This window comes from Ruegeria sp. HKCCE4148, assembly GCF_017872495.1.
GTDB lineage: Bacteria > Pseudomonadota > Alphaproteobacteria > Rhodobacterales > Rhodobacteraceae > Ruegeria.
Genome location: NZ_JAEDOS010000001.1, coordinates 536,065 through 555,013, shown reverse-complemented (window position 1 = coordinate 555,013; position 18,949 = coordinate 536,065). Strand labels below are relative to the sequence as shown.

At 58.0% G+C, this 18,949-nt stretch carries 21 protein-coding genes; 4 read left to right on the top strand and 17 right to left on the bottom strand.

The features are described 5' to 3' along the window. Nucleotide 1 precedes the first annotated feature (1 nt). Complete coding sequence (locus tag I9187_RS02770; protein ID WP_171181529.1) at nt 2-478, top strand: class I SAM-dependent methyltransferase; 477 nt, start codon at nt 2-4, stop codon at nt 476-478. Here I9187_RS02770 and I9187_RS02765 read toward each other — a convergent pair whose 3' ends face one another. Continuing rightward, the gene (locus I9187_RS02765; RefSeq protein WP_171721902.1) at nt 479-1,621 is read right to left on the bottom strand and encodes an alpha-D-ribose 1-methylphosphonate 5-triphosphate diphosphatase; all 1,143 of its coding nucleotides are present in this window, start codon (nt 1,619-1,621) and stop codon (nt 479-481) included. Nucleotides 1,622-1,673: 52 nt separating this feature from the next. On the opposite strand from I9187_RS02765, the gene I9187_RS02760 reads away from it, so the two are divergent. Beyond that, complete coding sequence (locus tag I9187_RS02760) at nt 1,674-2,357, top strand: DUF1045 domain-containing protein (protein WP_171238929.1); 684 nt, start codon at nt 1,674-1,676, stop codon at nt 2,355-2,357. Here I9187_RS02760 and phnN read toward each other — a convergent pair. Genes phnN through phnG form a run of 8 tightly spaced genes read right to left on the bottom strand, consistent with a single transcriptional unit; the run spans nt 2,339 to nt 7,935 of the window. After that, nucleotides 2,339-2,887 (bottom strand): phosphonate metabolism protein/1,5-bisphosphokinase (PRPP-forming) PhnN, encoded by a 549-nt coding sequence (gene phnN / locus I9187_RS02755; RefSeq protein WP_209940052.1) that lies wholly within the window; start codon nt 2,885-2,887, stop codon nt 2,339-2,341. The genes I9187_RS02760 and phnN overlap by 19 nt on opposite strands. Next, nucleotides 2,884-3,567 (bottom strand): phosphonate C-P lyase system protein PhnL, encoded by a 684-nt coding sequence (gene phnL, locus I9187_RS02750; RefSeq protein ID WP_171181536.1) that lies wholly within the window; start codon nt 3,565-3,567, stop codon nt 2,884-2,886. Before phnL ends, phnN begins: the two co-directional genes overlap by 4 nt. Before the next feature lie 22 nt (nt 3,568-3,589). Then, on the bottom strand, nt 3,590-4,360 hold the full coding sequence (gene phnK, locus I9187_RS02745) for a phosphonate C-P lyase system protein PhnK (RefSeq protein ID WP_171181538.1): 771 nt from the start codon (nt 4,358-4,360) through the stop codon (nt 3,590-3,592). Next, nucleotides 4,357-5,217 carry an alpha-D-ribose 1-methylphosphonate 5-phosphate C-P-lyase PhnJ gene (locus I9187_RS02740; protein WP_171181540.1) on the bottom strand — a complete coding sequence of 287 codons (861 nt, stop codon included), beginning with the start codon at nt 5,215-5,217 and terminating at the stop codon, nt 4,357-4,359. Before I9187_RS02740 ends, phnK begins: the two co-directional genes overlap by 4 nt. Next, nucleotides 5,214-5,810 (bottom strand): HAD family phosphatase, encoded by a 597-nt coding sequence (locus I9187_RS02735; protein WP_171181542.1) that lies wholly within the window; start codon nt 5,808-5,810, stop codon nt 5,214-5,216. The genes I9187_RS02740 and I9187_RS02735 overlap by 4 nt, the downstream gene beginning before the upstream one ends. After that, complete coding sequence (locus tag I9187_RS02730; protein WP_171181544.1) at nt 5,807-6,898, bottom strand: carbon-phosphorus lyase complex subunit PhnI; 1,092 nt, start codon at nt 6,896-6,898, stop codon at nt 5,807-5,809. Before I9187_RS02730 ends, I9187_RS02735 begins: the two co-directional genes overlap by 4 nt. A gap of 3 nt (nt 6,899-6,901) precedes the next feature. Then, nucleotides 6,902-7,477 carry a phosphonate C-P lyase system protein PhnH gene (gene phnH, locus I9187_RS02725; protein WP_171721900.1) on the bottom strand — a complete coding sequence of 192 codons (576 nt, stop codon included), beginning with the start codon at nt 7,475-7,477 and terminating at the stop codon, nt 6,902-6,904. Beyond that, a complete protein-coding gene (phnG, locus tag I9187_RS02720) occupies nt 7,477-7,935 on the bottom strand; it encodes a phosphonate C-P lyase system protein PhnG (protein WP_171181549.1) in 459 nt (152 codons plus the stop codon). The genes phnH and phnG overlap by 1 nt, the downstream gene beginning before the upstream one ends. A 103-nt stretch (nt 7,936-8,038) precedes the next feature. Here phnG and phnF point away from each other — a divergent pair, with 103 nt between their 5' ends. Further along, complete coding sequence (gene phnF, locus I9187_RS02715; protein WP_209509880.1) at nt 8,039-8,749, top strand: phosphonate metabolism transcriptional regulator PhnF; 711 nt, start codon at nt 8,039-8,041, stop codon at nt 8,747-8,749. Nucleotides 8,750-8,793: 44 nt separating this feature from the next. Here phnF and I9187_RS02710 read toward each other — a convergent pair whose 3' ends face one another. The 5 genes from I9187_RS02710 to phnC all read right to left on the bottom strand — a co-directional run bounded on the left by I9187_RS02710 (nt 8,794) and on the right by phnC (nt 13,531). Further along, nucleotides 8,794-9,408: a chloramphenicol acetyltransferase gene (locus I9187_RS02710; RefSeq protein WP_171181553.1), complete on the bottom strand. Its 615-nt coding sequence runs from the start codon at nt 9,406-9,408 to the stop codon at nt 8,794-8,796. Between the two features lie 19 nt (nt 9,409-9,427). Next, a complete protein-coding gene (phnE, locus tag I9187_RS02705) occupies nt 9,428-10,795 on the bottom strand; it encodes a phosphonate ABC transporter, permease protein PhnE (protein ID WP_171181555.1) in 1,368 nt (455 codons plus the stop codon). Beyond that, the gene (gene phnE, locus I9187_RS02700; protein ID WP_171181557.1) at nt 10,792-11,673 is read right to left on the bottom strand and encodes a phosphonate ABC transporter, permease protein PhnE; all 882 of its coding nucleotides are present in this window, start codon (nt 11,671-11,673) and stop codon (nt 10,792-10,794) included. Before phnE (I9187_RS02700) ends, phnE (I9187_RS02705) begins: the two co-directional genes overlap by 4 nt. A 67-nt stretch (nt 11,674-11,740) precedes the next feature. Then, nucleotides 11,741-12,643, bottom strand: coding sequence for a phosphonate ABC transporter substrate-binding protein (gene phnD / locus I9187_RS02695; protein ID WP_209940051.1), 903 nt, complete (start codon nt 12,641-12,643; stop codon nt 11,741-11,743). Between the two features lie 66 nt (nt 12,644-12,709). Further along, nucleotides 12,710-13,531, bottom strand: a complete 822-nt coding sequence (gene phnC, locus I9187_RS02690; RefSeq protein ID WP_171238919.1) for a phosphonate ABC transporter ATP-binding protein — start codon at nt 13,529-13,531, stop codon at nt 12,710-12,712. A 163-nt stretch (nt 13,532-13,694) separates the two neighbouring features. Here phnC and rpe point away from each other — a divergent pair, with 163 nt between their 5' ends. Beyond that, on the top strand, nt 13,695-14,384 hold the full coding sequence (gene rpe, locus I9187_RS02685) for a ribulose-phosphate 3-epimerase (protein ID WP_171181564.1): 690 nt from the start codon (nt 13,695-13,697) through the stop codon (nt 14,382-14,384). An 81-nt stretch (nt 14,385-14,465) separates the two neighbouring features. Here rpe and I9187_RS02680 read toward each other — a convergent pair whose 3' ends face one another. From I9187_RS02680 to fusA, 3 genes are all read right to left on the bottom strand, one after another. Further along, nucleotides 14,466-15,329 (bottom strand): M48 family metallopeptidase, encoded by an 864-nt coding sequence (locus I9187_RS02680; RefSeq protein ID WP_171721897.1) that lies wholly within the window; start codon nt 15,327-15,329, stop codon nt 14,466-14,468. 250 nt (nt 15,330-15,579) lie between these two features. Further along, nucleotides 15,580-16,755 (bottom strand): elongation factor Tu, encoded by a 1,176-nt coding sequence (gene tuf / locus I9187_RS02675; protein ID WP_171182005.1) that lies wholly within the window; start codon nt 16,753-16,755, stop codon nt 15,580-15,582. Nucleotides 16,756-16,815: 60 nt separating this feature from the next. Further along, a complete protein-coding gene (gene fusA / locus I9187_RS02670; RefSeq protein ID WP_171180077.1) occupies nt 16,816-18,933 on the bottom strand; it encodes an elongation factor G in 2,118 nt (705 codons plus the stop codon). Nucleotides 18,934-18,949: the final 16 nt, after the last annotated feature.

Here is an 18,949-nt window from a genome sequence, read left to right as displayed (position 1 = left end):
CATGAGCCGACTGGATTCCATGCTGCGCCGACTGACGGCTCAACGCGACGGTTTGAACTGGGCAGCCCAGCGCATCAGCGGCCAGCCAGGCGATGTGCTGGATATGGGTTTGGGAAATGGCCGGACCTATGACCACCTGCGTGAAATCCTGCCAGAGCGCCGGATCTGGGTGATGGACCGGGTCCTGCAATGCCACCCGGACAGCACCCCTCCAGCCGAAGATTTCCTGCAAGGCGAGGCCGAGCCGATGCTGAAGAAACTGGCAGAGAACGGGCACAGGGTCGCACTGGCACACTACGATTTCGGACGCGGGATCAAGCATGAAGATGTGGAAGAAGCCGCGCGGCTCAGCCCATTGATTGCGCAAGTCATGCAGCCCGGCGGTTTGCTGATCTCGGGGCAGCCCCTCGTCGGCTTCAACCAGATCAAAGGGCCCGAGACGATCGCCCCGGACCGTTACCTGTTCTATACCGCCTGATCACGCCACACGCCGACCGCGCGCCCAGACCGAGCTCAGGGCCGGTACTCCGGCCCGCATCCGAAAACGGATGACATCGGCTCGCGCATTGGCGCGCAACTCCCCCCGATCTTCTAGCCCCGCGGCCAGCGCAGGGGCCAGAGTGACCGTTTTCATACCGCGCGCCATATCATCCCACATCTCGCCCAGCATGGCCGCCGACAACAACAGGGCCGACGGCACATAGTCCGACGACATGATGTCCAAATGCCCAAGTTCGGCCAACTCGCGGGCTGCGACGTTGCCCGAATGTGAGCCGCCGCGAATGATATTCGGCGCGCCCATCATGACCTTGATATCGTGATCGTGACAGGCACGCGCTGCCTCGACCGTGGTCGGAAACTCAGCCAGTCGGATACCGTGACCTGCCGAGACTTTCACCTGATCTTCCGTCGTATCGTCATGGCTCGCCAGAACGGCTCCAAAACGGCGCGCGGCCTTGACGGTCTCAACCTCATGCACATCGCCATTACGGTCGCGAAGGCCCTTTAGCTGGGCCACATGCTGCAGGAATGTATCATCGTCCATCGCATGTTTGCCCTTCATATACGCCTCAAGCTTGGTCATGTCGCGGAACTGCCGCTGTCCGGGTGTGTGATCCATGATGGACACAAGACCAACCCGGTCCTCTGGCCCGAACTCATCCAGCTCTTCGACCAACGTCTCGGAACACACCTCGGCCCGCAAATGCAGGAAATGACTGATCTTCAGCGCATCCTGTTCCCGCAAATCCCACAATTCCTGCGACAGGCCACGTGCATACTTTCCATAACGCGCTGCTCCTGACGGGATCGATCCGACCCGCATCGCGTCAAACACGGTCGTGATCCCGGTGCTGGCCAATTCCGCGTCATGCGCAAGGATCGCAGCGGCATGAGGCCAGTCTACCTTGGGTCGGGGTTGAATGTGACGCTCCAGGTTATCTGTGTGCAACTCGACCAGACCAGGGCTGACAAAGTCGCCTTCGCAGTCGATGGCTCCAGACGGAACCGCGTTTCCAGTGTCGATCTCGGCTATGGTCTCGCCCACAATCCGAACGCTGCCGGTTACGGTTTCATTCGGCAACACAAGCGTGGCATTGGCAAGGATCAAGTCTTCTGTCATCTGAACTTCACACAGTTTGAGGTAGTGGAAGGCCACGCAATAGGAGGCCAATGTGACATTCACGCGATACGCGATTTATTTTGCGCCACCCGCAGCGGCGGAGTGGACGAAATTCGCAACCAGCTGGCTGGGTTGGGACATGGAAACCGGCACGTTGGTGGCACACCCGATGGTCGGAGAGATCGACGTTGCCGCCGTCACGAACGTACCGCGCAAATACGGGCTGCACGCGACGATGAAACCCCCCTTCCGACTGAGCGAAGGCCAAACCTTCGACGCCTTGCATGCAGCTTGTGGATCGCTCGCTTCCAACCAGCCCACTGTCATGCTGGATGGCCTCGAGATCGCCCGGCTTGGCCGGTTTCTGGCCCTGCGCCCGATGGGTGATACGCAAGCGTTGAACACCCTGGCCGCCACGTGCGTTCAGACATTGGACGGTTTTCGGGCACCCCCATCCGAGGTTGAACTGGCCCGCCGCCGCGCCGCCGGTTTGACCCCAGAGCAGGACGCCAATCTGGTTCAATGGGGCTATCCTTATGTGCTGGACGCGTTTCGCTTTCACATCACGCTGAGCGGCAAGCTGGATAAACCGACCCTTCGGGCCACCCAAGAGGCGCTGCAAACCCATTTGGCCCCGTTGCTGCCGCAGCCTTTCCAGATCACCGATCTGGCCCTGATGGGCGAGGCTGAGGATGGGCGGTTTCACCTGATCCATCGCTACGCGCTTTCCGGTTGAAGTTGCGCGAGGATCTCGGCGACGGTGTCTTCCAGTGCGCCGGAGTTGTCGACTTCGATGACGCGGTTCAATCCGTCGGGTAAAGGCGCTTTGGCACGACCCAACCGCCGCGCCTGTTCCGTCGCGCTTTCCCGCCCCCTTGCGGACAAGCGCTGTGCCAGAACATCAGCTTCGGCAGTCAGGGAAATCGCGATCAGATCGCCGAAAACCTCCTGCGCCTGAACCAATACCTTTCTTGATAGGTTGACCAGAACAGCATCTGCCTCGTTTCGCTGTCGTGTGATCTCGGTCGGAACACCGTAAAACAAGCCATGCGCAGGCCAGCTCAACGCAAAAGCCCCGGCCCGTTCCATCTGCTGAAACGTCGCGACGGAAACCCGGTCGAAATCCTCGCCCTCTTCCCCTTCAGGACGGGTAATCACGCGCCTCAGGCGTTGGATGCCCGATGCTTGGGCCACCAACGCTTGCATGACGCTGTCTTTACCGACACCCGAGGGGCCGACAACCGCTATGACCGGAGCAAGCGTCATGCAGCCAGCCCCGGTGTAAAATCCGAAACATTGACCTCGCGGTCACAAACCCGCTTACGCGCTTCAATGTCGTGGAAAATCCCAACAATCGCCGCACCACGATGCTTTGCCTCTTCAATCAGAGACAACACGGTTTCCCGGTTCTGCGCATCCAGGCTCGCCGTCGGCTCATCCAAAAGCATCGCGGGATACTCATGTGCAAAGCCGCGCGCAATGTTCACCCGCTGCTGTTCACCGCCAGAAAAGGTCGTGGGGCTCAGGGTCCACAAACGCTCGGGGATGTTCAGACGTTTCAGCAACCCGGCCGCCTTGTCCAGCGCAATTTGCTTGTCCGCACCTACGGCCAGCAGCGGCTCTGCCACAACTTCCAGCGTCGGCACCCGAGGCACAACCCGCAGAAACTGGCTGACATAACCCAACGTATCGCGACGCAGAGACAGGATCTGTCGTGGTTCGGCCTTTGCCACGTCCAGCCCACCAACCAACACCTGACCAGAGGCCGCCAGATAGTTGCCATAGATCACTCGCATCAGCGTGGACTTGCCAGTACCGGACGCCCCCGTCAGAGCAACACATTCCCCCGGCTCAACCTTCAGCGACGCACCTTGCATCACCGGGATCACAGCACTGCCCTGATTATGCAGGGTAAAGCTTTTGCTTACATCGATCAGTTCAATCATCGCTTCATCTTTTCCCAAACACTCAAACCTGAAGGACGCTGGACACAAGCAGCTGCGTATAGGCGTGCTGAGGGTCGTCCAGCACCTGGTCGGTCAACCCAGCTTCGACCACATGACCGCTTTTCATCACCATCAGCCGGTCCGCCAACAGACGCACCACGGCCAAATCATGCGTCACGATGATGGCGCTCAGCCCCATCTCACGCACCAGACCACGCAACAAATCCAGCAAGCGCGCCTGAACGGATACGTCCAGACCACCGGTCGGTTCATCCATGAACACCAGCCGAGGGCCCGTCACCAGATTGCGCGCGATCTGCAGACGCTGCTGCATCCCGCCAGAAAACGCGCTGGGGCGATCGTCCACACGGGCTGCTTCAATCTCGACGCGGCCAAGCCAGTCGATAGCCTTGTCCCGAATATCGCCATAGTGCCGATCACCGACGGCCATCAGCCGCTCACCAATATTGCCGCCCGCGCTGACAGACATCCGCAGCCCGTCGCGTGCGTGTTGATGCACAAAGGCCCAGTCAGTGCGGCCGAGCATTCGGCGTTCCGGTTCGGACATGGTGACTGTGTCTACCGGTCCGTCCACGCGGGTATCAAAGATCACCTGCCCAGCGTCCGGTTCCAGGTGCCCGGCCAGACAGTTGAGCAAGGTCGATTTGCCGGACCCACTTTCGCCGACGATCCCCATCACTTCTCCGGGGTAGAGATCGAAGTTCACATCTGTGCATCCGATCCGCGCGCCATAGCGTTTTTCGATGCCCTTGACTTGCAACAGGGGGGTCATGCTGCGTTCTCCTCAGCCAGTCGGCCCACGTGGCCTGTTTCGCGGCGCGACCGACAATAATCGGTGTCGGAACAGACAAACATCCGGTTCCCTGCATCATCCATGATGACCTCGTCCAGATAGCTGTCCTCGGCCCCGCACAGATCGCAGAGATGGTTGGCTTTGGTGGCCTCAAACGGGTAATCCTCGAAATCGAGGCTCACGACCTTGGTATGCGGAGGCACTGCATAGATACGCTGTTCCCGCCCTGCACCAAACAATTGGATCGCGTCCATCTCGAGCTTTGGGTTGTCGAATTTCGGGATCGGAGACGGATCCATCACATACCGCCCGGATACTTTGACCGGATAGGCATAAGCGGTTGAGATCGCACCGTGCTGGCTGATGTCCTCATACAATTTGACATGCATCAGCCCGTATTCTTCAAGGCTGTGCATTTTGCGCGTCTCGGTCTCGCGCGGCTCCAAAAAGCGCAGAGGTTCCGGGATCGGCACCTGATAGACGATGATCTGGTCTTCACGCAGCTTCGCTTCGGGGATGCGGTGGCGGGTCTGGATGACAGTGGCTTTTTCCGTCTCTTCCGTGGTGGAGACGCCAGCGGTGTTCTCAAAGAACTTGCGGATCGACACTGCGTTGGTGGTGTCGTCTGCGCCTTGGTCGATCACCTTGAACGTATCCTCGGGCGTCAGCGTCGCGGCCGAGACCTGAACGCCACCCGTCCCCCAGCCATACGGCATCGGCATCTCGCGGCTGGCGAACGGCACCTGATACCCAGGCACAGCCAGACCCTTCAGGATCGCCCGACGGATCATCCGTTTGGTTTGTTCGTCCAGGTAGGCGAAATTATACTCGCTCATAGGAAACCTCTTTCAGTCAACGCGCTTTCCAGCGCTTGAGGCGTCGTAAAGTGGATGCCATCCATGCCAACGGCGCGCGCGCCGTCGACGTTGTGCAGCCCGTCGTCGATGAAAATGCAGTTTTCAGGCGCAAGCCCGGCCCGCTCACACAAGCGATGAAAAATCTCGGGTTGCGGCTTCAAAAGCTTTTCCTGACCAGAGACTACCGTCACGCCGAAGACGTCGCCCAACTCGGGATGCGCGCCAACACCAACCGGCCATGTTTCCGCCGACCAGTTTGTAATCGCGTGAACCTGCGTGCCCTGTTCTTTCAATCGATAGAGCAGCTGCCAGGTTCCTTCGATCTTTTGCGGAACGGTCATGGCATAGCGCTCAACATACACACTCAGGCGCCGTTGGTCTTCGACGTCATCCAGTTCTGACGCCAGATCGGCGAAGTTCTCGCCGCCATCCGCCCTCAGATTGCGATCCTGAAAATCGATGCGGGTCAGGAACTCTGCCACGGCCTCGCGGCTGCCCATCTCGTGCAACCATGCCAGATGCGGATCCCATCGGATCAGCACATTCCCGATATCAAAAACGACGGCCTTCATTCTGCGGCCTCCTTTGGCGTAATGCGTTCTTCAGCCTCGCGACGCAGTTTGCGGACCAGCTCCAGCTCAGACTGGAAGTCGACGTAATGCGGCAGTTTGATATGCTCGAGAAAGCCAGTGGCCTGAATGTTATCCGCATGGCTCAGGACAAATTCTTCGTCCTGCGCGGGTGCACCCAGATTGTCTTCGCCCAGTTCTTCCCAACGCAGCGCGCGATCGACCAAAGCCATCGCGATGGATTTTCGTTCGGACTGACCAAAGACAAGACCATAGCCACGTGTGAACTGTGGTGGTTCTGTCTTCGAGCCCGTGAACTGGTTGACCGTCTCACATTCGGTTAGTTCAACCTCACCGATATCAATGGCGAAACCCAGCTCGGGGATCTCCATTTCCACCGCGACCTTGCCGATCCGAAGCTCTCCGACAAACGCATGGTTGCGGGCGTAGCCGCGCTGGGTGGAATAGGCCATGCCCAGTACAAAGCCCTCGTCCCCACGGGTCAGTGATTGCAAGCGCAGCGGTCGGTTTGACGGAAACTCCATCGGCTCGCGGGTCAGGTCGCCCGGGGTGTCATCGCTGGCGGGTTCATCCTGAATGATGTCCTCACCTTTCAGGAACTCGGTGATATGGGGCGTCGGCTCCTGACGTGCCGTGCCTTCGGGTGCCTTAGGGGCTTCACCATCAGCAGCCAGCTTGAAATCCAGCAAACGGTGCGTGTAGTCGAAAGTTGGCCCCAGAACCTGCCCCCCCGGCGCATCCTTGAACGTGGCCGAGATCCGACGGTCACACGCCATCTCAGAGGTCTCGACCGGGTTGGAATAGCCAAAGCGCGGCAGAGTCGTACGGTAAGCACGGACCAGAAAGATCGCTTCGATCAGATCGCCACGCGCCTGTTTGATCGCCAGCGCTGCAAGGTTGGGGTCGAATAATGACCCCTCGGCCATCACCCGGTTCACGGCAAGGCTCAGTTGTTCGCGGATCTGCGCAAGGCTCAGTTCCGCCACATCAGTCGCGCCCCGGCGTTCTTCGGCCAGCCACGTATGGGCGTTCTCGATGGCTTTTTCGCCCCCTTTGACAGCTACATACATCGCTTAGCCCTCTGTCCTGATCTGCGTGCTGCGCGGCAGGGCCGCGATCTTGTCACCGCAGGTAAAGAAGAAATCGCACCCCAGCGGATACAGCATCGCATTGTATTGAAGCGCTGGAACATCCGGCAGAGACAACCGCGCGGTGTCCTTGATCCCAGGGCCGCTCAGAATGGCACCGCTTTGCTCAAGCTGGTCGCATTCTACAATCAGGGTCGCAGACCGTTCCGGGTATTCCGGCGTGCCAATACGATAGGCGTTCAAGGGACCTAGTGCGCCCCACGTACCAACGGCGAAATCAGCGTTGCCCGCAGACACAATCGGCGCGCCCGTGTGGAAGGTCAGCCATTTGCACACCGCATCGGTGTCAGCATCACCCGCCAAATAGACCTTTGTTTCGGGATCGCACAGCGTCAGCAAGAGCGTGCCTGCTGCCATGGACAAAGGCGCAGGGGGTTCAGTGCCCATGAGGGTGCGGATTTCACCCGGGCGCGCCATGACGGTCATGGCCGCACGAAACGCGTGGGCGGCCTGGACAGGTGCGTTTTGAAAGCCCCCGGAAAACTGTGTTTGCGCGGCCATCAGTCTTCCCCCCGGACCAGCGTGAAAAACTCGACCTTGGTGGCAGCTGCCTTGGCGGCGCGTGTCGTCTTGGCCGCTTGCATTTGTTGCTGCAATGGGTCGAGCAATCGGGCCTGCAGATCATCCGCCGCCGGTGTCTGCATCATAGCATCAATCAACGCTGCGACTTCGGCTTTAGGCTTGGATCTGCCCTGCACATATCCGTGACCAACCGTGCCATCATGCAGCACGACCGAACAGCGCGTGACGGTCATTTCACCCAGATTGAACGGCGCTCCGGTAGCTCCGGTGCGACCTCTCACCATGACGCCGCCCACTTCGGGGCTGCGCAGCCAGTCAAAGCTTGGGCGGTCCTGAATGCCATCCCATAGCGTCATCAAAGCATCGTCCGGCGCGCGGGCCAGCAGACCCATCCATTCCTTCCGCGCCTGCGTCGCGATTTCTGTCTGATTTGTCATCAAAGCCTCTTGGCCGGGTTGTCTACATGAACTATACAACTAGACAAATATTACCCTTTAGGTATCCGAGTCGCAATCCGTGATGGTGTGAAGATTTGATGACATGAGCAAAACGCCGATCTGGAAAAGCATCGCCCTGCGCCTGACCTCGGACATCGCCGAAGGGCGCTATCAAACCGGAGATCGCCTGCCGACCGAAGCACAATTGGCCGCCACTTATGGCGTCAATCGCCACACTGTGCGGCGCGCGTTGGCAGACATGTCGGAACAAGGTCTGGTCCACGCCAGGCGCGGCGCAGGGGTGTTTGTAGCGGCGCGCCCCACGGATTATCCAATCGGCAAAAGGGTGCGATACCACAAAAACATCTCGGCCAGCGGTAAGATGCCGGGCAAGAAAATCCTCGCGCTGACCACACGCGCAGCAGATGAAGCCGAAGCGGAAGCCTTGGGTTTGGACAAAGGCGATCCGGTGCATGTCTATGACGGCCTGTCATTGGCGGCCGGACAGCCTGTGGCCGTGTTTCAAAGCGTTTTTCCAGCCGCGCGTTTTCCCAACCTGTTGCAGACACTGACCGAAACGCAATCGGTCACAAAAGCTCTGCAAGCTAGCGGCATCGCGGATTACACACGCATCTCGACCCGTTTGACAGCGCGCGGGGCAACGGCGACACAAGCCTTACAGCTCCAGCTGTCCGAAGGGGCCCCGGTTCTGTTCTCGGTTGGCGTGAACGCGGACCCAGATGGCCAGCCCGTTGAATATGGGCGAACCGTTTTCGCGGGTGAGCGGGTCACACTGACCCTGAACGAAGACTAGACCCCCACAGGGGGTTTTCGGTTTTTGGATCTGCAGGAACAGGGTTACGCGTATTTTTCCAGAAACGCCTCGGCACTTAGCGTGCGAAAGTCGGGCAAAGCCGCACGAAGTTTCGGGTTGTCCCAATCCCACCATGCAAGCTGTTCCATGCGATCGGCCACGATCTCGGGGAACCTTCTGCGCAACATCTGCGCCGTCACACCCGCAACAATCGTGTAGGGCGGTACGTCTTTGGTAACCACTGCACCCGAGGCAACCACGGCACCATTGCCGATCGTGACCTCGGGCTTGATAATCGCAGCGTGTCCGATCCAGGTGTCATGCCCGATCCGGGCGGTGCGACTGGCGCGATGAGCGAACCAATCCGCATCATCTTCGGCATCGTCCCAATAGTCGGCGGAACGATAGTGAAAATGATGCAGCGAGGCCTTGTCCATCGGATGATCTGTCGCCCCGATACGAGTAAAGCTTGCTATATTTGCGAACTTTCCAATTTCGGCATTGGCAATATCGCAGGTCCGGTCGCAATAGGAATAATCGCCCCAAACCGAGTTCGCCACTCGGCTGCCAGCACCAATCTCGACATATGCGCCAAAGCTGCTGTTGGTGATCTGACAATCATTATGAATATACGGCTGATCAGCGCGCAGTCGTGCCATTGAATGTCCCCATCTTTGTTCAGGGCAACAGGAATGTCTTGCGTGCAGCATCACGCGGCTTGCGTTTTTTACCCGCTTCGCCCTGGATCAACCGTTTGCGCAACCAACCCGAGAACCAGTCCATCAACATGACCATCAGGATGATCAGGATGATGTAGTAGGCGACCTCTTCCCAATCCTTTTGCGTGATGATTGCCTGCGTCAGTAGAAGGCCAATACCGCCGCCTGTGATTGCGCCAATCACCGTCGCGCTGCGGGTGTTGGATTCCAGAAAATACAATAGCTGGCTCAACAAAACGGGCGTGACTTGCGGAATGACCCCAAATCGGTATCTCTGCGGCGCATTTGCTCCTGTGGACTGAACGCCCTCTATCTGCTTCTGGTCCACATTCTCCAACGCTTCCGAGAAGATCTTGCCAAAGGTCCCGGTGTCGGTCACCAGTATGGCCAGCGCGCCTGTCAAAGGTCCGGGACCAAAGGCGCGGGCCAGCACCACGGTCCAGATCAAGGCATCCACACCGCGCACAAAGTCGAACACGCGACGCGTTGCAAAGCGGATGGATTTCATCGGATTGAAATTGCGCGTCGCAAGGAAGGCCAGTGGCAACGCGACCATGGCCGCGCCCAGCGTGCCCAGAAACGCCATCAGGATCGTCTCGAATATCGCCCAGGCCACATCCTGATGCCGCCACATCTTGTTGGTCCAGAAGTCATTAAAAATTGCACCCGCCTCACCCGACGCAGCGCGTCCGACCAGTTCGGGGACCGACTTGCCATAATAGGGGCTGTCGAGCGTGAACCAGAACAGCTCCCACCCGGTGAAATAGCGAAACACTTCCGACCGATTGCGTGTGACGGTCAGACGGCCCGCATCCGTCTTGATTGCCAAGCGGTTCTTGGAGACATTGATCCACTCTGGCACGTCACCCGCAGGCAACTCGGCCTGTACACCAGCCGAGCGGCTGGGTGTTGCCCGAACGGTTCCATAACCGGGGATGTCATATTCAACCGTTTCCGGCCCGAATCGCACCACGTGGCCGTCTTCCAGATCGATCACGGTTGTCTCGCCCAGCGTCACCCAATCCGGGGCCTGACCTTCGGGGTACGCGCCCTTGCGCTCGCCCTCGATCGCGGCCGAAACCTCGCCAGTTCGATTGTCACGCTCGATATGCGTCTTGTAGCTATAGCTGTCAGACACAAGCGTCTTGCCGTTTTCCCAATTTGCTCGCGCCGCGAGGCCCGGAACATCAAACGCAAAGAAGACGTAGACCAAATAGACAAGCACCAGCGCGGGCAGCCCGAAATTCACCAGCCTTTTGCGACTGAACAGACGGTCTGCTTGGGCTTTGAGCTCATCGACGGTCAGATTGGTTGCGAAGGTGCTCATACCGAGGCTCCTTTTTCCGACCCATGAGTCAGACGGTCGCGCAGAACACCTGACAGCTGGTCCACGACGACGATTGTTACAAAAAGCAGAAGGAAAATGGCCGCGGCCTCATCGTACCGCCCCTGTCCCCAGGACATGGCGTTGCGCAGCTCATAACCCAGACCGCCAGCGCCAACAAAACCCAGGATGGCCGAGGCGCGAATATTGATTTCGAACCGCAGCAGTGCATAGCTGACATAGTTGGGACCGACCTGTGGGATCACGCCCAGATACATGCGTTGCGACCAGTTCGCACCCACCGACTGCAGGCCCTCAACCGGCTTGAGCGAGGCGTTTTCGTTGACCTCGGAAAACAGCTTGCCCAGTGCACCTGCTGTGTGAATGGCAATCGCAATCATCGCCGGAACCGGACCACCGCCCAAAATGAAAATCAGAACTAGTGCGATCACAATCTCGGGGACGGCGCGGCACACATCTGCAATTCGGCGAAACAAAGGGATCAAGGCGGGCCAAAGTGCCATGCCGCGCGTCGACATCAGGGCCAGAAACGTACCTGCAATCGCACCGATCAAGGTCGAAGCGGCCGCGATATTCAGTGTTTCGATCAGCGCGGGGAAAAACTTGGCCAGGTTTTCCGGCAGCGCGCCGATTTTTTCCCACGCCTCGGCCAAAACCTCAGCGGGGTAGTCGAAAATACGCGTCCAGCCATCGCGGAAACTGCCAGCGTTGCGGTCGTCAGCAACACGAAAGCCCGAGGCCATAACGGCAACGAACAGGATCAGGAGGATACCACCATAGACCCGTTTGCGGCGCGTCATCGCCGTATAGTCATCGCGGATCTGGTCGACGGTCGGGGACCCAGCGGTCAGGTCTGTCATGGAATGCTCCTGGGTGGAAAAACGGGGCCCGGATTTTCGCCGGACCCCGATCATTGGGTATTCAGGCTTAGTTGGAGTTCAGCTTGCGTGCTTCGATGATGACTTCGTAGGCATCATGTGTGATCGGCTCGAACGCTTTCGCCTCACCTGCGGCAACGCCGTAGAAGCAATCACGGTCTTTCTCGTGCAGGCCAGCCATCAGGGCTGTCATCTTTTCTTTTACATCCGCAGGCAGCGCTGTACGCAGAACAACCGGACCTTCGGGGATCGGCTTGGATTTCCAGATTTCAACCATGTCGTTCATGTCGACCAGACCGGCATCAACTGCACGACGCAGCGCGCCCGAGTTGTATCCGTCTTCCCAGTTGCCAAGACCATCGGCCCAGGTCACGCCTCCATCAACGTCACCATTGTTGACCGCGACGATGGTCTGCTCGTGACCGCCGGTGAACTTCACTTCACCAAAGTAGTCGCCTGAGTCCATGGTGGCGCCGGTGGCCTGCGGGATTTCGATGGACGGGATCAGGTAGCCCGAAGTCGAATTCGGATCGCCAAAACCAAAGATCTTGCCTTTCATGTCGTCCAGCGAGGTAATGCCGCTGTCCTTGCGGGCAAACCCAACCGAGTAATACCCGTAACCGCCGTCGACGTTCACCTTAACCAAAACCGGCTCAACCGCTTCGGGATCGCTCAGATAAGTTTTGGCGTAACCCGACGCGCCCAACCATGCCATGTCAATGGTGCCGCCCAGCAGACCCTGGATCACACCGTTATAATCGGCAGGCGCAAACAGCTTGGTCTCAACACCCAGCGTTTCTTCGGTGTATTCACGCAGGCATTCGTTGTTGTTCAGACGATCCTGAGCGTTCTCACCACCCAGAATGCCTATGCGGAATTCGCTGATGTCCTGTGCCATGGCCGGGGCGGCAAGCGCAGTGGTAGCCACAAAGGCAGCAATCAGTTTTTTCATCTGTCTCTCTCCAGTTTGATTGCCCCGGCCTTTCATCGGGCCGGGCGATGAAAGGGGGATGGTGGCTCAGATGGTCGCTTCCGCTTCCATCAGGGCCTTCTGGGTGGCGTCCAGAGTTTCGATCTCGGTCGATGTCGCCTCTTCCGAGAAGCTGGCATCGGCACCATAGATTTCGCGGGCAACACCGGTCGTCAGTTGTTCGGGCAGCCCGTCAAAGACGATGCGTCCATCACGCATTCCGACCACGCGATCACAATAACGGCGTGCGGTATCCAGCGTGTGCAGGTTGGCGATGACGGTGCGGCCATCCTCTTCGTGGATACGCCGCAGAGCCTGCATCACAACCTGAGCGTTCATTGGGTCCAGCGAGGCGATGGGCTCGTCCGCCAAAATGATCTTGGGGTCCTGCATCAGGGCGCGTGCGATAGCGACGCGCTGTTGCTGCCCACCAGACAAAGCTTCGGCGCGTTTGGGCGCGTGTTCGGCGATTCCCAGACGATCCAGAATATCAATTGCGCGATGGATGTCTTCCATTGGGAACAGGTTGAACATGGTGGCCAGGGTCGAATGGCGGTTCAGCGTGCCATGCAAGACGTTCGAGACAACATCCATGCGCGGCACCAGGTTGAACTGCTGAAAGATCATGGCGCAGTCAGCTTGCCAGGCCCGCTTTTCGCGCCCCTTCAGTTGGGTCACGTCACGACCTTCGAACAGGATCTGACCGTCGCTGGAATCCGTCAGCCGGTTAACCATCCGCAGCAGGGTCGACTTACCTGCACCAGACCGTCCGATGATCCCGATCATGCAAGGCTTGTCCACATCCAGCGTCGCAGCGTCCACAGCAATGTTGTCGCCAAAGCGTTTGGTCAGTTTCTTGATATGCAGCACGTGCCACCCCCAAATGATGTTGGCGGTCAGCTACAGATGCCATTCAACGGATATGTGTCAGCGTGGTGAAAGTTTTGTAACGGACCAGCCGTCGCAGGGGCTATCCATCCCCCTGCCCCGCAGGTATACGCTTCGGCGACTCTTTTTCTGATACGAGGCCATCATGAGCTTTGACCGCACCATCAAGATCGCTCCGTCGATCCTGTCCGCCGATTTCGCCAATTTCGGAGCAGAGATTCAGGCCATCGAGGCACAAGGCGCAGATTGGGTTCATGTGGATGTCATGGATGGCCATTTCGTTCCGAACCTGACCTTTGGCCCACCTGCGGTTAAAGCCTTTCGCCCGCACGTGAAAACCGTGATGGATGTGCACCTGATGATCACCCCGGTTGATCCTTACATCCAGGCGTATGCCGATGCCGGAGCGGACATTCTGACTGCACATGTCGAGGCTGGTCCACATACACATCGCACCTTACAAGCGATCCGCGCCGCTGGAATGAAAGCCGGTGTCGCGCTGAACCCTGGCACCCCTGCCGAGGCGGTCGAGCATCTGCTGGACCTTACCGATCTGGTCTGTGTGATGACCGTAAACCCGGGCTTCGGTGGTCAGAAATTCATCGACATGACCGGTAAGGTGCGCAAACTGCGCCAGATGATCGGCGACCGCCCAGTGCATATCGAGATCGACGGAGGCGTCGACCCAAAGACCGCCCCGCTGGTTGCAGCAGCAGGGGCGGACGTGCTGGTCGCCGGGTCGGCGGTATTCAAGGGCGGATCGGTTTCCACCCCACAGGTCTACGGAGACAACATCCGCGCCGTTCGCGCTGCGGCTGAGGATGCGCTGTCCTGATCCAGCAGTTTGTGGCCGGTATGTCTGGCGGCGGCTGACCGGGCCTGCGCCGGATGGTCCCCGGGGTCACAAAGTCAGTCGCTACGTAGCCATTCCTGCGCCGCTGACACGGCGTTTGCGGGCCCGGCCACGGGAAGCGGAAACGCTGCTCGGGTATTTTTGTTTCGCGAAGACGATAAGCTCCGACACACGTGTGCAGTGGTGTGGGAAAGACGAAAAAGCGCGAGCCAACCAGCCAAAGAAACTCCCATTGTATTTTCTTCCCTGAGCGACATACGCGCGAATGTTGACACGGTCAGCAATCTCGGAGCCTACAGCCATTTTCATCATGGACCTCACAGCAACCCGGGTGTTGCCATCAATCATGCGCAATCCCATTCTGTCGCCTGATAGTTTGGTTGCGCGTTCGTAGCGGAAAAGCAAAATATTGAAGATCAATAGCTTCTCCACACTGTTAATGAAGAACTGCAGCCAGCCAAACCGAAAGTGTTTAGCTGCCAATGCGCCCACAAATCGCCCGACAATGAATCGCAGTTCGTCCTTTGTGTTTTCGTTCTTCAAAAGCTCGGAATTCAGAAGCAATATCTTGGTGTTGAGAAGCGACAGGATTGATGCGTTGTAAGATCCATCCTCATGGACATATGCCTCGACCGTTCGGTTGTAACCAAAAAGCTCCTTCGCTTCTTTGATCGCATCGTTGGCTTCAGGGAAAGACGCCGCTGAAACCTGGACAAAATTGTTCATCCAATGCGCGATAGCCAACCTGAGGCTGAACCACAGCGAGAAAAGGATGATCGGTACAAGCAAAAGAATGGTTCCAAAAGTTGCGACTGTTAGCAGCGCCGTTATGAAACCAAACGGAATCAAAACAAACAAGGTTATGTAAAAACGTGGAGTCTCAGTAGGATGTCTTAGTTCCTGCATTTCATTTTTTGACAAAGGCATGGGAAATCCCCCACAAAAATCGTGAAAAGTAATAGATTATGAAATTACATCTATTTTGTAAGACGAAATCAACTGTTCAGTCCTTCTACGGAATTGCTGAACCCGGTCGTATTATTGAGTACTATGCGCTAACGCCTAATATTCGGCGATGACTTTCTCAGCAAAGGGCTCGCCACAAAAAAGGCCGCCCCTTAGGGAGCGGCCTTCTTAGTCTCACCGATGTGCCGGGCTGAAGCCCGGCCTACCGTGATTACTCGATGATTTTCGACACAACGCCGGCGCCGACGGTGCGGCCGCCTTCGCGGATCGCGAAGCGCAGGCCCTGCTCCATCGCGATCGGGGCGATCAGCTCAACGCCGAACGACACGTTGTCGCCGGGCATGACCATCTCAGTGCCTTCAGCCAGGGTCACGGTGCCGGTCACGTCAGTTGTACGGAAGTAGAACTGAGGACGGTAGTTCGCAAAGAACGGAGTGTGACGACCGCCTTCTTCCTTGGTCAGGATGTAGGCTTCGGCTTCGAACTTGGTGTGCGGTGTAACCGAACCCGGCTTACACAGAACCTGGCCACGCTCAACGCCGTCACGGTCAACACCACGCAGCAGGGCGCCGATGTTGTCGCCTGCTTCACCGCGGTCCAGCAGCTTGCGGAACATCTCAACACCGGTGCAGGTGGTTTTCGAAGTGTCGCGGATACCGACGATTTCGATTTCGTCGCCAACGTTGATCACGCCACGCTCAACACGGCCGGTCACAACGGTACCACGGCCCGAGATCGAGAACACGTCTTCGATCGGCATCAGGAACGGCTGGTCAACAGCGCGCTCGGGGGTGTCGATGTAGTCATCAACAGCCGCCATCAGTTCCTTGATCTTCTCTTCGCCGATTTCCGGGTTGTTGCCTTCCATCGCGGCCAGAGCCGAACCTGCGATGATCGGAATATCGTCGCCGGGGTATTCATACGAAGACAGCAGCTCGCGGATTTCCATTTCCACCAGTTCCAGCAGCTCTTCGTCGTCAACCTGGTCAACTTTGTTCATGAACACGACCATCTTCGGGATGCCAACCTGGCGACCCAGCAGGATGTGCTCGCGGGTCTGCGGCATCGGGCCGTCAGCTGCGTTCACAACCAGGATCGCGCCGTCCATCTGGGCAGCACCGGTGATCATGTTCTTGACGTAGTCGGCGTGGCCGGGGCAGTCAACGTGCGCATAGTGGCGGTTGTCGGTCTCGTATTCCACGTGGGCGGTCGAGATGGTGATGCCGCGCGCTTTTTCTTCCGGCGCACCGTCAATCTGGTCATACGCTTTGAAGTCACCAAAATACTTGGTGATTGCTGCGGTCAGCGTCGTTTTACCATGGTCAACGTGGCCAATCGTGCCGATGTTGACGTGCGGTTTTGTACGCTCAAACTTTTCCTTTGCCATGATGGCCTCCTTTTTCGGTAATGAAGGGAGCCCCGCACCGGAGCTCCCTCAAATCTTCGCTTATGCGTATTTCGCCTGAATCTCGTCCGAGATGTTCTGCGGAACCGGATCGTAGTGGTCGAACTGCATGGTGAACTGGGCACGGCCCGACGACATCGAACGCAGAGTGTTGATGTAGCCGAACATGTTCGCCAGCGGAACGAACGCGTCGATCGCGATTGCGTTGCCGCGCGGTTCTTGACCAGACACCTGGCCACGACGCGAGGTCAGGTCGCCGATGATACCGCCGGTGTATTCTTCCGGGGTGATCACTTCGACCTTCATGATCGGTTCCAGCAGTTTCGCGCCTGCTTTGCGCATACCTTCACGCATACACATACGGGCCGCGATTTCGAACGCCAGAACGCTCGAGTCAACGTCGTGGAACTTACCGTCCAGCAAGGCAACCTTGAAGTCGATCACAGGGAAACCAGCCAGCGGGCCGCTGTCCATGACCGAGTTGATGCCTTTTTCAACACCTGGGATGTATTCCTTCGGAACAGCACCACCAACGATGCGGCTTTCGAACGAGTACCCTTCGCCCGGCTCAGTCGGCTGGATTTCCAGCTTAACTTCACCGAACTGACCCGAACCACCCGACTGTTTCTTGTGGGTGTAGGTGTGCTCGACCGGCATCGAGATGGTTTCACGATAGGCCACCTGCGGTGCACCGATGTTCGCTTCAACCTTGAACTCGCGCTTCAGACGGTCAACCAGAATGTCCAGGTGAAGTTCGCCCATGCCTTTCATGATGGTTTGACCCGATTCTAGGTCGGTTTCCACGCGGAAAGACGGGTCTTCAGCGGCCAGACGGGCCAGACCCTGGGACATCTTTTCCTGGTCGCCCTTGGTTTTGGGCTCAACCGCGATCTCGATCACTGGATCGGGGAAGGTCATGGTTTCCAGAACCACCGGATCCTTCGCATCACACAGTGTGTCACCGGTGGTGGTGTCTTTCAGACCCGCCAGCGCGATGATGTCGCCTGCAAACGCTTCTTCGATCTCTTCCCGGTTGTTCGAGTGCATCATCATCATACGACCGATGCGCTCTTTCTTACCTTTGGTCGAGTTCAGGATCGAGTCACCCTTGTTCATGGTGCCCGAGTAGATCCGGGTAAAGGTCAACGAGCCAACAAAGGGGTCGTTCATGATTTTGAACGCAAGACCCGAGAACGCCATTGCGTCATCGGCACGACGTGCGATGTCACGAACTTCTTCCTCGTCGCCGGGCTTAAAGCCCATGTAATCAACAACGTCCAGCGGGCTGGGCAGATAGTCGATCACAGCGTTGAGCAGCGGCTGAACACCTTTGTTCTTGAACGCAGAACCACCCAGAACCGGAACAAACGCGATGTCCAAGGTGCCTTTGCGCAGCAGGGCGCGCAGGGTCGGAACGTCGGGCTCATTGCCTTCCAGGTATTCCATCATCGCGTCGTCGTCCATTTCGACGGCCGCTTCGATCATCTTGCTGCGCCATTCGTCAGCCATGTCTTTCAGGCTGTCGCGGATCGGAGCTTTGATCCAGCTAGCGCCCAGATCTTCGCCCTGCCACAGCCATTCTTCCATGGTGACCAGGTCGATCAGACCTTCAAGCTCGGACTCGGCGCCGATCGGGATACCAACCGGAACAGCGCGTGCGCCGGTGCGGTCTTCGATCATGCGAACGCAGTTAAAGAAGTCTGCGCCGATCTTGTCCATTTTGTTGACGAAAACCATACGCGGAACCTTGTAGCGGTCAGCCTGACGCCACACGGTTTCGGTCTGGGGCTCAACACCGGCGTTTGCGTCCAGAACGCAGACGGCACCGTCGAGAACCGCCAGCGAGCGTTCAACTTCGATGGTGAAGTCAACGTGGCCGGGGGTGTCGATGATGTTCAGGCGGTGCTTGGGGGTATCGGCGGTCTGACCGTCTTCGGTGCGTTCCCAGAAGGTGGTGGTCGCAGCCGAGGTGATGGTGATGCCGCGTTCCTGCTCCTGCTCCATCCAGTCCATGGTGGCTGCACCATCGTGCACCTCACCGATGTTGTGGGATTTACCAGTGTAATACAGGATACGCTCCGAGCAGGTGGTCTTACCTGCGTCGATGTGCGCCATGATACCGAAGTTACGGTACAGTTCGAGCGGATATTCGCGTGCCATTTTTGATAAGCCTCTG

What these genes read in the sequence shown, in the direction of transcription:
- I9187_RS02770 (WP_171181529.1), top strand. Translation starts at nt 2, where the DNA reads ATGAGCCGACTGGATTCCATGCTGCGCCGACTGACGGCTCAACGCGAC.
- I9187_RS02765 (WP_171721902.1), bottom strand. Translation starts at nt 1,621, where the DNA reads ATGACAGAAGACTTGATCCTTGCCAATGCCACGCTTGTGTTGCCGAAT.
- phnN (WP_209940052.1), bottom strand. Translation starts at nt 2,887, where the DNA reads ATGACGCTTGCTCCGGTCATAGCGGTTGTCGGCCCCTCGGGTGTCGGT.
- phnL (WP_171181536.1), bottom strand. Translation starts at nt 3,567, where the DNA reads ATGATTGAACTGATCGATGTAAGCAAAAGCTTTACCCTGCATAATCAG.
- phnK (WP_171181538.1), bottom strand. Translation starts at nt 4,360, where the DNA reads ATGACCCCCCTGTTGCAAGTCAAGGGCATCGAAAAACGCTATGGCGCG.
- I9187_RS02740 (WP_171181540.1), bottom strand. Translation starts at nt 5,217, where the DNA reads ATGAGCGAGTATAATTTCGCCTACCTGGACGAACAAACCAAACGGATG.
- I9187_RS02735 (WP_171181542.1), bottom strand. Translation starts at nt 5,810, where the DNA reads ATGAAGGCCGTCGTTTTTGATATCGGGAATGTGCTGATCCGATGGGAT.
- I9187_RS02730 (WP_171181544.1), bottom strand. Translation starts at nt 6,898, where the DNA reads ATGTATGTAGCTGTCAAAGGGGGCGAAAAAGCCATCGAGAACGCCCAT.
- phnH (WP_171721900.1), bottom strand. Translation starts at nt 7,477, where the DNA reads ATGGCCGCGCAAACACAGTTTTCCGGGGGCTTTCAAAACGCACCTGTC.
- phnG (WP_171181549.1), bottom strand. Translation starts at nt 7,935, where the DNA reads ATGACAAATCAGACAGAAATCGCGACGCAGGCGCGGAAGGAATGGATG.
- phnF (WP_209509880.1), top strand. Translation starts at nt 8,039, where the DNA reads ATGAGCAAAACGCCGATCTGGAAAAGCATCGCCCTGCGCCTGACCTCG.
- I9187_RS02710 (WP_171181553.1), bottom strand. Translation starts at nt 9,408, where the DNA reads ATGGCACGACTGCGCGCTGATCAGCCGTATATTCATAATGATTGTCAG.
- phnE (WP_171181555.1), bottom strand. Translation starts at nt 10,795, where the DNA reads ATGAGCACCTTCGCAACCAATCTGACCGTCGATGAGCTCAAAGCCCAA.
- phnE (WP_171181557.1), bottom strand. Translation starts at nt 11,673, where the DNA reads ATGACAGACCTGACCGCTGGGTCCCCGACCGTCGACCAGATCCGCGAT.
- phnD (WP_209940051.1), bottom strand. Translation starts at nt 12,643, where the DNA reads ATGAAAAAACTGATTGCTGCCTTTGTGGCTACCACTGCGCTTGCCGCC.
- rpe (WP_171181564.1), top strand. Translation starts at nt 13,695, where the DNA reads ATGAGCTTTGACCGCACCATCAAGATCGCTCCGTCGATCCTGTCCGCC.
- I9187_RS02680 (WP_171721897.1), bottom strand. Translation starts at nt 15,329, where the DNA reads ATGCCTTTGTCAAAAAATGAAATGCAGGAACTAAGACATCCTACTGAG.
- tuf (WP_171182005.1), bottom strand. Translation starts at nt 16,755, where the DNA reads ATGGCAAAGGAAAAGTTTGAGCGTACAAAACCGCACGTCAACATCGGC.
- fusA (WP_171180077.1), bottom strand. Translation starts at nt 18,933, where the DNA reads ATGGCACGCGAATATCCGCTCGAACTGTACCGTAACTTCGGTATCATG.